Annotated in this window: 9 protein-coding genes; 6 read left to right on the top strand and 3 right to left on the bottom strand. The window is 68.7% G+C overall.

Features of this window, described 5'->3' with window-relative positions; all coding sequences use genetic code 11:
- Positions 1-381: 381 nt before the first annotated feature.
- The 3 genes from HKD39_RS12345 (at position 382) to HKD39_RS12335 (ending at position 5,279) form a co-directional block, all read left to right on the top strand.
- The gene (locus HKD39_RS12345) at positions 382-1,815 is read left to right on the top strand and encodes a glycosyltransferase family 2 protein (RefSeq protein WP_171200165.1); all 1,434 of its coding nucleotides are present in this window, start codon (positions 382-384) and stop codon (positions 1,813-1,815) included.
- Positions 1,812-2,105, top strand: a complete 294-nt coding sequence (locus HKD39_RS12340) for a hypothetical protein (protein WP_212754494.1) — start codon at positions 1,812-1,814, stop codon at positions 2,103-2,105. Before HKD39_RS12345 ends, HKD39_RS12340 begins: the two co-directional genes overlap by 4 nt.
- A gap of 120 nt (positions 2,106-2,225) precedes the next feature.
- Positions 2,226-5,279 (top strand): PQQ-binding-like beta-propeller repeat protein, encoded by a 3,054-nt coding sequence (locus HKD39_RS12335; protein ID WP_171200164.1) that lies wholly within the window; start codon positions 2,226-2,228, stop codon positions 5,277-5,279.
- 39 nt (positions 5,280-5,318) lie between these two features.
- Here HKD39_RS12335 and HKD39_RS12330 read toward each other — a convergent pair whose 3' ends face one another.
- The gene (locus HKD39_RS12330) at positions 5,319-6,071 is read right to left on the bottom strand and encodes an ABC transporter ATP-binding protein (RefSeq protein WP_171200163.1); all 753 of its coding nucleotides are present in this window, start codon (positions 6,069-6,071) and stop codon (positions 5,319-5,321) included.
- Positions 6,068-7,156 carry an ABC transporter permease gene (locus tag HKD39_RS12325; protein WP_171200162.1) on the bottom strand — a complete coding sequence of 363 codons (1,089 nt, stop codon included), beginning with the start codon at positions 7,154-7,156 and terminating at the stop codon, positions 6,068-6,070. The genes HKD39_RS12330 and HKD39_RS12325 overlap by 4 nt, the downstream gene beginning before the upstream one ends.
- 295 nt (positions 7,157-7,451) lie before the next feature.
- Here HKD39_RS12325 and HKD39_RS12320 point away from each other — a divergent pair, with 295 nt between their 5' ends.
- Positions 7,452-8,885 carry a sensor histidine kinase gene (locus tag HKD39_RS12320; protein WP_212754493.1) on the top strand — a complete coding sequence of 478 codons (1,434 nt, stop codon included), beginning with the start codon at positions 7,452-7,454 and terminating at the stop codon, positions 8,883-8,885.
- Entirely contained in the window at positions 8,882-9,520 is a 639-nt protein-coding gene (locus tag HKD39_RS12315; RefSeq protein WP_171200161.1) for a response regulator, read from the top strand. The genes HKD39_RS12320 and HKD39_RS12315 overlap by 4 nt, the downstream gene beginning before the upstream one ends.
- 45 nt (positions 9,521-9,565) lie before the next feature.
- Here the strand turns inward: HKD39_RS12315 and HKD39_RS12310 are convergent, their stop codons facing one another.
- Positions 9,566-10,696: a sialidase family protein gene (locus HKD39_RS12310; protein WP_212754492.1), complete on the bottom strand. Its 1,131-nt coding sequence runs from the start codon at positions 10,694-10,696 to the stop codon at positions 9,566-9,568.
- 390 nt (positions 10,697-11,086) lie between these two features.
- Between HKD39_RS12310 and HKD39_RS12305 the strand changes: the two genes are divergently transcribed.
- The gene (locus HKD39_RS12305; protein WP_212754491.1) at positions 11,087-15,346 is read left to right on the top strand and encodes a DUF2961 domain-containing protein; all 4,260 of its coding nucleotides are present in this window, start codon (positions 11,087-11,089) and stop codon (positions 15,344-15,346) included.
- The last annotated feature ends 148 nt before the right edge of the window (positions 15,347-15,494 follow it).

Raw genomic sequence — 15,494 nt, 5'->3', positions numbered from 1 at the left:
CCGGCGCCAGCTGGGCGGCTCACCCGCCCGGGCGCACCGAGTTCTCACCCGATGCGACGAGCGTCACCGGTTTCCCAGCAAGATTCGGGCCAGTTTCACCCGTTCGTGGCGCAATGGAAGGTCCGGAGCGCAGTCCTACTTGGTGTAGTAGGGCAGCAAACGGGTACACCGGCTCCTTCGGCGTAAATGCGGCGGAACCGGCGCCCCTTCGTCGGGTGTTGCTCCCCACTCGCCCACAACTCATCCTTCCGCGCATCGCAGCGTGCCGATGACGGCTGCCGTCGTCCGGTGCTGCCCGATGCGCTCCCCAAGGTGCGAAACGTTTGCCATAGGCCAGTCGGCCGGGTGACCCGCCGCGCCGGAAAGCCAAGGTGTCCCACCATGGGTCGATGGCAGCGCGCGGTCGGCGTGTTCGTCTTGGGCGTCGCCGTGCTCGGCAGTGCGCTCCTGGTTCTTGGCGTCGCACTGACGCTCACCTCCCGGCCACAGCCGACCGATCACAGCGTGATCGTCGGCACCTGGCAGCTGCTCTACAACACCGAGGCGCCGTCCGCCAGCACGCTGTTGATGGCCGTCGGGATCGGTCTGGTCTGCGCCGCCGGCGTCGGGGCGATGGAGCGGCGGATCGCCAACCGCTCGCGCCGCGGATACAACCCGGTGCGTCAGCCGCTGGCCCCGCGGGTGGTGATGACCCGCACCCGCGGCGTCTTCCACGGCCCGATCACCGTCACCGTGTTGATCCCGGCGCACAACGAGCAGGCGTGCATCGGTGCCACCCTGCGCTCGCTCTTCGATCAGAGTGTGGTGCCGGACCGCATCATCGTGGTGGCGGACAACTGCACGGACGACACCGAGCTGATCGCCAGGGCCGCGGGTGCCGAGGTGTTCAGCACCGTCGACAACGTTCACAAAAAGGGCGGTGCGCTGAACCAGGCGCTGCAGCAGCTGCTGCAGCAACAGGGGCACAACGACCTGGTGCTGGTGATGGACGCCGACACCACCATCCACCGTGAGTTCGTCAGCGCCGGTGTGCAACGGATGACCAATGACCGCGCCCTGATGGCGGTCGGCGGGCTGTTCTACGGCGAAGAGGGCGAAGGGCTGCTCGGCCAGTTCCAGCGCAACGAGTACCACCGTTACCAGCGGGACATCCTGCGCCGGCACGGCCGACCGTTCGTCCTGACCGGTACCGCGACGCTGTTCCGATCGGTGGCGCTGCAGCAGGTCGCGGCCGCCCGCGGGCGCTGGCTGCCCGGTGTCCCCGGCGACGTGTACGACACCGCCGCGCTGACCGAGGACAACGAGCTGACCCTTGCGCTGAAATCGATGGGCGCCCTGATGGTGTCGCCGCAGGAGTGCACCGTCGTCACCGAGGTGATGCCGACGTGGCGGGCGCTGTGGGCGCAGCGGCTGCGCTGGCAGCGCGGCGCGCTGGAAAACCTTGGTGCGTACGGCTTCCGGCCGGCCACCTTCCGGTACTGGGTGCAGCAGCTCGGCATCGGATACGGGGTGATCGCGCTGGCCGCGTACCTGCTGCTGATGCTGGTGATGGCGGTGTCGATGAGCAGCTGGGTGTGGTTCCCGTTCTGGCTCGGTATCGGCCTGGTGTTCGTGCTGGAGCGGGTGGTCACGGTCTGGCGGGGCGGCTGGCGCGCCCGGCTGCTGGCCGCAGCGATCTTTCCCGAGCTGATCTATGCAATGTTCCTCGACCTGGTGTACCTCAAGGGCGTAGTGGACATTTCGATGCGGCGCAGCGCGCAATGGCGGCACCTGGTGCCGTCCACTCGCGGTGGGCGACTGGAGGTTTCCCGATGAGCAACTCTGCCGTGACCATCCTTGCCGGCCTGCAATCGACCGGAGCAGTCCCCGTGCAGCGCACCGGACTGCTGCTGCCGGACTCGGTGGTGAGTTCGCCGATCTTCGCCGTGATCGCCACCTTCGTGGCGATCAACACGGTGATTTATGTTGCGCTCGCGGTGGCAAAGATCTTGCCGCGCCCCAACTTCGGCAAGTGGCTGCACCAGCAGGACCGCCGCACCGAGACCCGCAGCATCTACCCGGACGGCTATCTCGCCGACGCGGGCCGGGAGCCTGCGCAGCGTTAGCCGCTCCCCACCCGCGCTGCCGGGCCGCTGCCGCGAGTTCCACCGTTGTGGATAACTCGGGCGCGCAGCTGTGCACAGCGCTAGCTTCAGCTCACTCATTGGTCGGACATTGGGGGAGCGATGGCAGCACGTCGGCAGCACATCACCGCGTTGGCAGCAGGGCTCGCGCTCGTCACGCTCGCCGGGTGCACCGGCGACGGGACGGCCGTCCCGGAGCCGCCGGCCGCAACGTCCGGCTCAGGTCCCGGCTCGGCTGCGGCCTCGGCTGACGGGACGACGAACGGAACGACGGGACGCCCCGCGGGCTCGCCCAGCGCGGCGACCACCGCGCCGACGCCGCAGCGTCCCGCGCCGGAGCAGATCAGGGAACGCTGGCGCACCAAGGGATTCACCCCCTCGGGACCGGTCGCCGTGTTCGATCGCACGGCCGTCGCCTACGGCCTCATCGGCAAACAGCTGAACCTGATCGGCATCGACCTGTCCGAGGGGTCGACCAAGTGGCGCAAGCCGGCCCAGCTGCCGGCCGATGCCACCCAACTGTCGTACGTTGGCACCGACGGGCGCGACGTACGGTTCCTGCAACCGGTGGCCGGACATCCGTTGTGGCAGAGCCAGTTGGCCTCGGTCGACCCGGAAACCGGACACGTCAACGTGATCAGCGCGCCGTGGGCATTCGTCGGTAACAACGGCTGCGCCGGTACCTGTTACGAGGTGGCGCCGCCGGACGACCTCATCGCCACCAAGACCCTGCAACTGGATCTTCGCACCGCGAAGCTGACGCCGGTGGACGGCTCCAACGACTTGGGCGGCTGGACCGCCCTGCGCAAGGGCATCGTGATGAAGCTGGGCGACGGCGCCGTCGAGATTTCCGTCGAGCGGAACGGGAAAGTACTTGCTCCGCAACGCATCGCGATGCCCCGTTGGTACCGCACGACCAGCAGGGTGCGGCTGCGGACGACGGCGCGCTCTGGTGGGGTCCAGATGGTCACCATCCTGCCCGCGGGTGCCGAAGAACCAGGCACCAGCAACCTCGCCGACGCCGTCGTTGTCACCATGGACACCGCGCGCGGAAAGAAGTTGTGGACGGCGCCAGGCGAGGCAATGTGCGGCGGTTTCGTGGTGCTGGACGCCGGGCTGGCGGTTACCTGCCGCAGCACCGGAACCCGCACGGTCGTCTCCAAGAGCGACGCCGTAGTGGCGGGCGAGATCACCTACCAGCGTCAGCGGACGGTGTTGTCCGGCCGGGACGCGCGGACCGGCAAGGTTCGGTGGACCTACAACGCGGGCGCCAACAAGGGCATCGATGTGTCCAACCCTGGCATGAACGCCATTGACGATCGCCGGGTGCTGCTGTCGGGCGGTGCGGGCGGTCCCGTCGTGATCGACAGCGACACCGGAAAGACCGCCCCCGCCAAGGCGGATCAGGTCAGTTGGTGTCTCGCCATCCGCCGCTTCGACACCGCTCAGACCGGATGGGTAGACGGTCGGCGCGTCGGGCAGATGGAGGGACTCGAGGCTTGGCAAACGTGCACACCCCAAGGGAAGGCTACGTCCGCGGTGCCGGCAACGGGTGCGCTCGGCCCGATCGCCAGTAAGGCAGGCGTCGACGGCGAGTCCCTCACCCTCGTCACCCAGGCGGATGCCGTGGTGGCCTACACGACCCAGCCGGCAGCCACCGCAGGTTCAGCGGCGGCGTCGACCTCGTCCGGTCCCGCGCCTCGCGGCCCTACCGCGCCGCGTACCTCCACCACGCCGCGCGGCCCTACCGCACCGAAAATCATTGGCCCGCCGAAGGGCTCGGCCGCGCCAACGGTCGCGTGGAAGGCCAGCGTGCGACCGGTCACCGATGTTGTCGAGCTGAGCGGCGTGCTCGTCTATTACGGGCTGGACCCGGCCGACCAGTTGTTGCTGATCGGCCTCGACCCTCGGTCGGGCAAGCAGAAGTGGCGACAGCCGGCCACCACATCGGGCCTGCACCCGGACAATGCACTGACAATCCGCACGTTTCGCGGGTACGTTGCCTACTTCCAGCCGGGCGGCCAACCGCTGGAAGGCGCCCCGGCGTTGCTGGATCCGCGCAACGGCACGGCGGTGACGGTCGGCGGCCCGCTGGAGTACTGGAACATCCCCCGCCGCTGTACCGATGAGACGGGCAAGGCCCGCAAGCCCGAAAAGCTCTGTGCCGAAGGGCGTGTCGAGGGTCAGTGGCGGAACATCGAGCTGGCCGACCGGGTCACCACCCCGGTGCCGGGGTCGGAGGATGCCGCCGGTAGCGGCAGGTGGGTCGATCTGACCTGGACCGACAAGAGTGTCAGTGCGAGCCGAGCGGGCCGCACCCTGTGGACCAGGAACTGGCGGCAACTACTCGGCGCCGATGCGACCGACGTCGGGTACCTGGCCTGGAACGCCTGGGAAGGCGACTCCGACACCGTCATCGCGACGGTGCGCTACAACTGGGCTGCCGGGCCGTCCGGCGACTTCCCGAGGCTTGATGCCCGCCGCAGCCTGATGACCGTCGCGGTGAGCATCAGCACCGGGGCGGTGCGGTGGCGCCGACCAGGCGCCGCGCTTGGCTGCTTGAGCCGCCTCGATTCGGTGGGTCGACTGCCAGACGGTGCCCAACCACTGCTGGCGTGCAGCTACACCGGATCCATCGGCGCGAGCGTCGGCCGCACCGACACCGACGAGCTTGCCGTTCCCCGCGACCAACAGGTCACGCTGCTACAGCTCGATCCCGTCACCGGCAAGCCCTACTGGAGCACCAAGCTCGGCTCGGCCCCCGATATCGGCACCGTCGACGGCCCCAGCGAGCTGGGCTGGCTCGACTCCTGGCGCATCCTGTTGTCCAGCAACGAGAAGCCGGTGGTGGTCGACCTGATCTCCGGGGCAGCGCGCCCGGCCAAGCCGACCGAACTGGGGTGGTGCACCAGCACCACCACCTTCGACAGCGGCGTCGCCTACGAGCAGGACGGGGCACCCAACACGTCGAGAACCGGCGGAGCGCTGACCCGGCCCTGCAGCTCGAAGGGGACCGCCGCCGCGGTTCCGGGACGGATGCCGTCCGGGGTGGGGTTGGACGTCACCGACACGGCGGGCTCATCGGACGCCGGTCCCGACCTGCGGGTGGTGGCGCAGTCGGATGCCGTTGTGGGGTACCGGATTCCACAGCCGTGAGGTGCTGGCCGCGTCGTTGGTCCGCCGGACGCGGCGCCGTCAGGCCGGGCGGCTGGCTGCCAGCTGAGCCGCGGCCGGCTCGGCGGGACCGCGCTCGGCGGGGGCGCTCTCAGCGGGACCACGCTCGGCGGTCATCCGGCCGTCACGCATCGACACCACCGCGTCCATCGCCGGTAGCTGGGACTCGTCGTGCGTCACCAGCAGGGTCGCGGCGCGGTGCTGGTGGGCCAGATCGACGATGAGCCGGACGATCTGCGCGCTGCGCGTCGAATCGAGGGCGCTGGTGGGCTCGTCGACCAGCAGCAGCGACGGTCGGTTCATCAGGGCCCTTGCCACGTTCACCCGCTGACGCTGCCCGCCGGACAGCTGGTGCGGACGCCGACCGGACTCCGCCGACAGACCAACGCTGTCCAGCAGCTCAACCGCCCGGCGCCGCGCCTGCCCGGTCGGACGCCCGTCCATGGCGGCGACCACCAACAGTTGTTCCAGTGCCGTCAGCGACGGCAGCAGGTTCGCCTGCTGGAAGACGAAACCGACGTGGTGCCTGCGGACCGCCGACAGCTCGCCCCGGCGCTGCCCGACCAGTTCGATGCCGTTCAGCCGGACCGACCCCGATTGCGGCCGGATCAGTGTCCCGGCCACGGCCAGCAAGCTGGACTTTCCGGAACCGGACTGGCCGATCACCCCCGTCACCGAGCCGTCCGGCACCGCGAGACTGACCTGGTCAAGGGCCGTCACCCGGCCCTGGCCGTCGGGGAAAGTCAGTGTGACGTCAGAGATTTCCAAGCTCATCGGGTTGCTCCCAACGCGGTCAGCGGGTCGACGGAGGTGATCTTGCGGACCGAAAGTGCGGCGCCCACCGCGCCCAGCAGCACCATCGCCAGCGCAGGCAGCACGGCGGTCGCGACGGTCAGCTCGAACGGCATCGCGGTGGCCGACAGCGCGGCGCCGATGGCCACCACCAGGGACGTGCCAACGGCGGTTCCGGCGACCAGCAACACCAGCGCCTGGCCGAGAGCGTCGCGCAGCAGCGCGCCGGTGGCGGCGCCCATCGCCTTCAACACCGCAACGTCGCCTTGCCGTTGTATGGTCCAGACCGCGAAGAAGGCCGCCATCACCATCGCCGAGATCACCAGCAGCAGGCCACGAATCAATTGCAGCGAACCGTTTTCCGAGGTGTACGAGCCGATCGCGGACAGCGAGTCCGCCGGCGCCTGGCTGACCGTTCCGGCAGCGGCGTCGGTGCTCGCCAGCACGTCGGCCGGAACCTCACCGAGGCCGAGCACGGTGGCGTAGGCAGCACCGTTCTGCGCGGCGGAAAGACCTTGCCACACCGCGAGATCGGTCCATACCACCGGCGTGTGTGAGTAGTAGGCGTCGCCGGTCACCGCTGCCACTGTCAGGGTGCGCCCGCCGATCTGCACCTGGCTGCCCATGCCGACGCCCAAGTCTTCGGCAGCGGCGGCGGACAGCACGGTCTGCCCCTGGTCGAGGTGCCGGGCCGGATCGGGTGCCAACGGCGATCCCGGCCGCACGCCGAAGACGGAAACCCCGGCCGTCACCGCGGTTGCCGGATTGCCGGCTCTGGTGGTGCTGATACCCAGCGGCTCTGCCCGGTCTCCGGTCGCCGACTGCCACTGCCGGTACTGCTGACGGCTGATGCTCGACTGGGCGAACGAGACGGCGGCGTCGCCGCCCGGCTTGGCGAACACCAGTTGCTGCGCCGGCAGCGAGGTGATCGCCGAAACGTTCTGTGCGGCCAACCCGGCCGTCAGCCCCGACAACAGTCCCACCAGCATGGTGAGCAGCACGATCACCGCACCGATCACCGCAAACCGCCCCTTGGCGAACTTCAGATCCCGCCATCCGACAAACATCGCTGCCTTCTCACTCGCTTCGCGTCGTCCACACCGCACAGCCGCCGACGCTGCCGGGCTGTCCCTCGGCCGGAACGTCACTGCTGCCGGCCGATGCCCAGCCTTCCGGCGCCGGCGCTCCGGCACATCCGTCACCGGTCGGGACGGCGACGCGCAAAAGCCGCGGTTGCCGCTCTGTCTTTCGATGGATTCGCGGTCCGTTCGATGGAACTCGGCTGCCGCCGGACGCGGTGACCTGGTGGATCGCGCGCGACGGCTCGGCGGCGGGCTGGTTGTTCTTTACGCTGAACCGGTCATGAACGCACACCTGACCGCCCGGACTTTGATGTGGTGCCTGCACGCACTTGTGGTGGGGCTGCTGGTGCTGGTGGTGGTGCGCGCCGTCCAGCCAGGGAGCGTTCATCCGGCGCTGATCACGGTGCTCGCAGCGGTATTTGCCGGGTGCTACTTCGCCGGCGCGGTGCTGTTGCAGCGCCGTGACGTGACCGGCAGGCACTACGGCTGGCTGGTGCTGCTGTGCCTGTGTTGGACAGCGCTGCTGGTGGTGACGCCGGACGCGCTCTACCTGGCGTTCCCGCTGTACTTCTTGCAGCTGCACCTGTTGCCGGCCTGGCCGGCCATCGGCGCGGTGGTGCTGACCGCGGCCGCCGCCGTCGTCTCGTTCACCGCCCACAACGGCGGCTTCACCCTCGCGGCGGCGCTGGGACCGGCGCTCGGCGCGGCCGTCGCCATTGCGGTCACCCTCGGATACCGCACCCTGCACCGCGAGAATCAGCGTCGCCAGCGGCTGATCGACGAGCTCACCGCCACCCGCGTCGAGCTGGCCTCGGTCGAGCACGCCGCCGGGGTGGCCGCGGAACGCGAGCGGCTGGCCAGGGAGATCCACGACACGCTCGCCCAGGGCTTTTCGAGTATCCAGCTGCTGCTGCGGGCGGCGCAGCGGTTGGACGCCACCGATGCGGCCGGCGCCGGCGAGACTGCGGTCAGCGCAGCCAGCTCCGGCTCCGGACTCAGCGTGGCGGACATCGCCGCCAAGCGCGGCGAATATCTGGAACTGGCCCGGCAGTCGGCCGCCGACAATCTGGCCGAGGCGCGCCGGTTGGTGGCAGCACTGGCGCCGCCGGTGCTGTCCACCAGTACCTTGCCGGACGCGCTGAACCGACTGTGCGACAACAGCACTGGGCACGACGGGCTGGCCGCAACCATGCGGCAGGACGGTGCGGCAGCACCGGTCCCCACCGCCTACGACGTGGCGCTGCTGCGGGTCGCGCAGTCGGCCGTCGGCAACGTCCTGCAGCACGCCGGCGCCAGCCGGCTCGAGCTCACCCTGCGGTACCGACCCGACCGGATGGAGCTGGTGGTCTCCGACAACGGCGTCGGTTTCGATGCCGGCGCGGTGACCAGTAACCCCGCGCCGGCCGACCCCGAGCACGGCGGGTTCGGCCTGCGGGCGATGACGAGCCGGCTGCGCGAGTTGGGCGGAACCCTTGCGGTGCAGTCGAATCCGGGATCGGGGACGACGCTGCGCGCCTGGCTTCCGCTGCCGCCGGTGGCACCTACTGATGCGCCGGCCCAGGCCGCCCCGACGGCGGCGCCCACAGCACCGAACCACTCAGCACCGAACCACACCGCACCGAACCACACCGCACCGAACCGCGCTGCACCGAACAGTGCCGCACCGAACAGCGCTGCGCCGAAACATGCTGCGCCGGAAGGGATGTCGCCGTGAACGCGCAGGTGCCCATCCGGGTGCTGCTGGCCGATGATCATCCGGTGGTCCGTGCCGGGCTCAGGGCCGTCCTGGAGACCGAACCCGGTATCGAGGTGGTCGGCGAGGTGGGAACGGCGGAGGACGCGGTGGCGCGCGCTGCCGTTGGCGGCATCGATGTGGTGCTGATGGATCTGCAGTTCGGTGCGGGCTCGTCCGGGGCCGAGGCAACGGCGCGCATCACCGCCGACCCGTCCGGCCCGAAAGTGGTGGTGGTGACCACCTACGACACCGACGCCGACACCCTGCCGGCCATCGAGGCAGGGGCCTCCGGCTATCTGTTGAAGGACGCGGCCCCGGAGGAGCTGATCGCGGCGGTGCGCACCGCGGCCGGCGGCGGCACCGCGCTGGCCCCGAGCGTCGCCGGCCGGTTGCTGCACCGGATGCGGCAACCGGCAACCGCGCTGACCAACCGCGAGACCGAGGTGCTTACCCTGGTGGCCGACGGTTTGTCGAACCAGGCCATCGCCCGTCGGCTGTTCCTCACCGAAGGCACCGTGAAGTCGCACCTGGTGCGAATATTCGCAAAGCTCGGCGTCGATTCCCGCACGGCTGCGGTGGCGGCCGCGAGCAAGCAGGGTCTGCTGCGCCGCTGAACCACCGCCGCGGCACCAGGTTTCTTTACCTGGTCGACGGGCCGATCAGTAGTCCGCGGTGGAGGAGTGCAACAGCCACAGGGTGCCCCCGCTGGACGACGCCGCCTTGGTCTTGGCGTTGTAGCCCGTTGTCAGGAAACTCCCGGCGGCGATCTCAACGCTCGACGGATTGGCCTGGTCGTTGGCGCCGGAGTTGTAGATTCCCAGCACCTTTCCCTTGACCCAGGTGCCGGTCGGATTGCTGATCAGCATGCCGACGGTGGGACGCACCGATTGCGACTTGTCACCGTAGGTGAACAGCACCTTGCCGTCACTGGTCTTCAACAGATGATGCGAGTTGGCCAGCACCCCGGTGAACGACTGGAAGGTGTAGGAGGGTGCTGCCGTGTACGGGTTCCACCTGGCGATGATCACCGGGGAGCCCGCCCCGTTCTGCTCGGCCCGTACCGCGCACACCACGGTGGAGCCGAACTGCACAAAGCTGGGCTCGGTATAGGTGCGGCCGACCGGGTTGTTGTTGCTGATGATGCGGCGGGCACCCTCCAGCACCACCAGCTTGTTGGTGGACGCATCCCACCGGGTGCGGATGTACCAGGCGCCGCCGCTGGTTCCGGTGGTGTAGACCGGAACGAGCACGTGATTCACCTGAGAACCGTTGTTGGCCAACGCCAATGCGCCACCATGTGAGTACTTGCCGCCGATGCCGGCGGCCACCAGCTCGGTCGGGTCGGTGAAGTAGCCCCAGCCCGGCTTCCACACCGAGTAGTACACCTTCCCGCCGGGGACGAAGAAGGTGAGAATCACGCTGCCGTCGTTCATCTTGCCCAACTTGGGATCTCGGGTGTCGATGCCCGCCATGGTTCCCGGATTGGCCAGCGCGACGTGCGGTGTGGACCAAGTCTTGCCGTCGGCGCTGCCGTACGAGACCTGAATGGTGCCGACCGTGCCGGAGTGGCTGGCGGCGCGGTGCCACACCGCCATGATCCGCCCGTCGTTGAGCTTGAGCAGATCGGGGAACCTGGCCTCGTAGTCGCCCGGCTCCTGGACGATCTTCCCCCAGAAGGTGACAGCGGCCTGGGCCGGAGCGGCTCCGAGCACACCGACCAGGGGTGCTGCTGCCGCCGCCGGCAGCACGGTGTTGAGCAGCCTACGGCGACTGAAAGGTGCGGGCGACATCGACGAACTCCGTCCGTTGGTGGGTAGTGCCGTGAACCTACTACTGAAATGGCTTTTCGGCTCGTTCGGAGGGCGGGCTGGACGTGGGCCGAACTCCCCAGGTGCCTGCACTGGCCCTGGCGTTCAGCTGGACCGCGGACGGCAACCCAGGCTCGGCGCGCGTGCAGATCGATTGGGTGACAATCTTGCCAGGCGGTGTGAACGCCGGTCGCCACCCAACGTGAACGACGGCCACCGTTCCGGTTGCGGCGATGCTGAACCCAGCTCACGATTCCCTTCAAGTATCCGATTTCTCACCCATCGATCGAAGGGACTTGGATGCGTCACCACTGTGCGCAACGGGGCGGGCGGTTAGGTAGCTCCAGATTTACCGGACAATCATTGGTCGCCGTGGCTACGGTCGCTGCCGTGGTCGCCGCGTTGGGCGGGTCACCGGCGGCGGCGGCACCGGCACCGAGCCAGGACCAGGCGGCGGGAACGTCATCGGAGGCACCACCGGCGGCAGAACGGAGCGCACCAACAGCTGCGCCTCGCGCTGCCGCAGCCGCTGCCGCCGCCAACATCTGCAACAACTATTGCGACGGAAGGGATCCGGCGCTGGCCGGGGCGGACCGCACTGCGGTGTCCACCTCGGTGTGGGGACGTTCCATCACGCTGCACCTGAACGACACCGATGCCATGGGCTGGGCCAACATCGCCAACGGCGACCCCGGCGATCAGGTCTGGATCGATCGAAGCTTCAACAATGGTGCGACCTGGGAACAGCTGGGTGTCACCAGCATCCCGGCCGGCGGCAGTTCGTGGCGCACGCTGATGTACAACAACGACAACTGGGCAACGGCGGGTGTCGGCGCGCTCCGGGCGTGCGGCAAGGCCGGCAATCGTACGGAGATTGCCTGCACCGAATGGGCCCGCACCACCTGGAATGCCGGTAACCGGCAGACCGCGGCCGCCACCGGATTGATGGGCTACTACAACCGGTCCACCGGCCAGTTCGACACCGGCGGCTGGTGGCAGACCGCGAACGGACTCACCGCCATGATCGACAACATGCGCATCACCGGCATGGGCTCGTACCGGTTCATCATCGGCGAGATCTACGACCGCAACCGCGGTGCCACCGGCGACCGTGACACCGACTTCCGCAACGTCTATGTCGACGACACCGGTTGGTGGGGATTGGCCTGGCTCAACGCTTATCGGCTCACCGGCGAACAGCGGTACCTGGATACCGCCAAGGCGGACGCCGAGCACATGAACAAGTCGTGGACGCCGGAGTGCGGCGGCGGCGTGCTGTGGAAGTCCGACGACCCGGCGAAGAAGAAGGTCGCGATCGCCAACTCGCTCTACATCCAGCTCAACGCCGAGCTGCATAACGCTCTCCCGGGCGACACCGAGTACCTGCGGCGGGCGAAGGCCGGCTGGGACTGGTTCAAGCAGACGGGAATGATCAACGCCGACAACCTGGTCAACGACGGCGTCGACCAATCCACCTGCGGCAACGACGGAAAGCCGGTCTGGAGCTACAACCAGGGCGTGCTGATCTCCGCTCTTGTCGAGTTGAACAAGGCCACCGGGGATGCCAGCTATCTCGACCAGGCCAAGAAGATCGCCGACGCGGCAACGACTTCGGCCGTGTTGAACGTCAACGGCATTCTGACCGACAAGAGCTGCACGGGAGATTGCGGAAACGACGGCGGGGTCTTCAAGGGCCCGCACGTGCGCGGACTGGCGAAGCTGAATGCCGCGCTGCCCGACCGTCCATATACCGGCTATCTGTCCAAGCAGGCGGACACCGCCGAGAGCAAAGATCGCACCCCGCTGAACCTGTACGGGCTGGACTGGAACGGCCCACCGCAGTACGTCTCGGCGAGAACCCAGGTCGCCGCGCTCGACCTGATGAACGCCGCGCCGTTCCCCGCCAAAGCAGTGACCTCGGCGGACCGGCGCGGCAGCATCGGCTGGGACACCCTGCTGCGTCCCGACCGGATCGCAGAGATTCCCGCGGGAGTGGAGACCAAACAGTTCTCCAGCTACGACAGGGCCGGCGGCAACAACGACGGCTTCGGCGGCGACTACAGCTGCCTCAACGGCAAGGAAGCCAGTCCCTGCGTGCTCGCCGAACACCGCGGTGCCGGCGAGATCGACTCGATCTGGTTCACCAACTTCAACTATGCGGCCGACGTCGCTCAGGCCGGCAACCTGCGGATCGAACTGGACGGCGAGACGGTGCTGGACAAGCCGCTGATCGACATCGTCGAGGGCCGCGCCGGCGCACCGTTCGTCTACCCACTGGTCACCAACAGGGACCAATCGTCCGGTGGAGTCTCCATCAAAGTGCCGATGACGTACCACTCGTACATGCGGGTCTCGACCACCCGAAGGTCGCCCTTCTACCACGTCGGCTATCGCACCTTCGCCAGCGCAGAAGGAGTGCCGACGTTCCGGGTCGGACAACTCGGCCAGGACGCCGCCATGCGGGCCGCCGCCACTTGGGGAAAGCAAGACCCCAAGCCCGCGGCACCCGGGTCCACCAGCTCCACCGCCCCCATCACGCTGGCACCCGGCGCCACCGCAAAACTGTTCAGTACCAACGGGTCCGGCATGCTCGATCAGCTGAGGTTCCGGCTGGACGGGCTGGTCGCCGACGGTGACGCCGCCCGCGTGCAGGCCACCCAGGATGTGCTCCGCAAGCTGCAGGTGCGGCTCACCTTCGACGGCCAGACCACCGTGCAGGCGCCGATCGGCGAGCTGTTCTCCTCCGGCTGGACGCTGGCCAAGGTGGCGTCGATGTTCCACGCCGTTGCCCCCGACGCCGGCGGCGCCACCTTCACCTCGTGGTGGCCGATGCCGTACGGCAGCGCCGCGACCGTCGAGCTGGTCAACACCTCGGGCCAGTCCGTCTCCGGCTCGCTGCAGGTCAGCAAACACGACGACGCGGCGGTGGCCGGGCGACTGCGCGGCACCGACGGGGTGCCGCTCGGCTACTTCCGCGCCCAGCACCAACGCGGCGACACCACCGCGGGCGTCGACTGGCCGCTGCTGGACGCCAAGGGCGCCGGCCGGCTGGTCTCCATCAGCCAGACCATGATGAGCAAGGAGTTCGGCGCCTTCCGCGGGTACCTGGAAGGGGACGAGCGGCTGCTGACGGATGGGTCGCGCTCCCCGTCCTGGTACGGCACCGGCACCGAAGACTTCTACGAAAGTGGTTGGTACTTCAATCAAATCGCCGACCGGGAGAATGACAACCCGCGCGGACCCAACACCGCCGGCTGGCCATTCACCACCCCGTTCACCGGCGCCACCGCAATGGCAGAGCAGGGGCTGACCAACAAGGTCGGCTGCGAGAAGGCCTGCGATTCGCCCTACCGGCTGCTGATCGCCGACTCGATGGCGTTCGCGTCGGGCATGCGATTGTCCATCGAACACGGCGCCCAGAACGACGTGCGGGCCGACTATTCGTCCACCGCGCTCTGGTACGGCGCGAACCTCACCATGCAGCGGCAGACCGACACCCTCGACCTTGGTGATGCCGCCAGCCGCCAGGCACACAACTACACCTCGGCCGCCGGCGCGCAGAACTTCACCGCCAGCTACGAAGGCGACGACGACACGACGGCTGTGACCGATCAGGTCGAGTACACCTCAAGCCCGGTGAGCTTCACCGCGAAGGTCGACCCGGCCAACACCTCGGTGACCCTGCGCCGTTCCGCCGATCAGGCCGACCACTACCAGCAGGCGACGGTGACCGTCGACGGGCAACCCGCCGGCACCTGGATGCAGCCGCGCGGCAACACCTTTGACCGCTGGATCGACGACACCTTCGCGCTGCCACTGGCCCTCACCGCCGGCAAGAGCAGCGTCAGGGTGGAGCTGAAGCCGACCGGGCCACGGTGGAGTGCCGCCCAGTATGAGGTGCTGTCGGTGGTGCCGAGCTACGCCGACACCACGGCGCCGACGGCCCCAGGCGGCGCCACCGCGACCGGAACCGCGCTGAACGCGACCAATCTGGCGTGGACGCCGGCGTCGGATGCCGCCGGTGTCGACCATTACGAGGTGTACGCCTCGACCACTGCCGGCTTCGCGCCGTCGCCCGCCACCCTGATCGGCAAACCGGCCACGGCAGCGTTCCGGCACGAGAACACCGATGTGAACCAGACCTGGTACTACCGGGTGCGGGCGATCGACGGGCGCGGCAACGCCTCCGGCTACTCGGCCGAGTTCACCGGGCGCACCGGATCCAGCGCACGGACAGAGGCCGAACTCGGCTGGCACTCCGGCGGCAACGACCAGACCGACACCTTCGGCGCCAACTGGTCCAACCATCGGCAAATGTTCCTCACCACACCAGGTGTCAGCGAGACCATCTTCCAGGTCAGGGCACCGAGCGCTGGCCAGTACCAGATCGTCGCGGGCGCCACCACCGCTCCCGACTACGGCACCGTCGAGTACTCCATCGACGGCAACCGGATCGGGGCGCCGTTCAACGGCAAGCGGGACGGTGGCGTCCGGGTGGAACGGGTCTCGCTCGGCACCGCAACGCTGACGGCCGGCCCGCACGACCTCAAGGTGCGGATCACCGCGCCGGCCCCCGGCGACAGCACCTACCGGGCCGGCCTCGACTACGTCGACCTGGTGAAGGTGGGCTGAGCGGCGCGCACCAACCGGTGACGCTTTCTGCACGCAGATCGCCGGAACCCGGCCGGCGATCTGCGGTGCCAGAAACGGCAGGCCCGCGGCTGGTTCGGCCCTGGGCGGCGAACGCACCGACGGCTACGCTGAGGGCAGGAGGCGTGGC

The sequence above is a fragment of the Nakamurella aerolata genome, assembly GCF_013002705.1.
In the GTDB taxonomy this organism is placed as follows: Bacteria; Actinomycetota; Actinomycetes; order Mycobacteriales; family Nakamurellaceae; genus Nakamurella; species Nakamurella aerolata.
The sequence above is the reverse complement of the archived record's forward strand: the minus strand, read 5'-3'. Positions and strand labels throughout refer to the sequence as shown.

Bases quoted from the DNA above. Each gene is read 5' to 3' on its own strand.
- HKD39_RS12345 (WP_171200165.1), top strand. From the start codon at position 382: ATGGGTCGATGGCAGCGCGCGGTCGGCGTGTTCGTCTTGGGCGTCGCC.
- HKD39_RS12340 (WP_212754494.1), top strand. From the start codon at position 1,812: ATGAGCAACTCTGCCGTGACCATCCTTGCCGGCCTGCAATCGACCGGA.
- HKD39_RS12335 (WP_171200164.1), top strand. From the start codon at position 2,226: ATGGCAGCACGTCGGCAGCACATCACCGCGTTGGCAGCAGGGCTCGCG.
- HKD39_RS12330 (WP_171200163.1), bottom strand. From the start codon at position 6,071: ATGAGCTTGGAAATCTCTGACGTCACACTGACTTTCCCCGACGGCCAG.
- HKD39_RS12325 (WP_171200162.1), bottom strand. From the start codon at position 7,156: ATGTTTGTCGGATGGCGGGATCTGAAGTTCGCCAAGGGGCGGTTTGCG.
- HKD39_RS12320 (WP_212754493.1), top strand. From the start codon at position 7,452: ATGAACGCACACCTGACCGCCCGGACTTTGATGTGGTGCCTGCACGCA.
- HKD39_RS12310 (WP_212754492.1), bottom strand. From the start codon at position 10,696: ATGTCGCCCGCACCTTTCAGTCGCCGTAGGCTGCTCAACACCGTGCTG.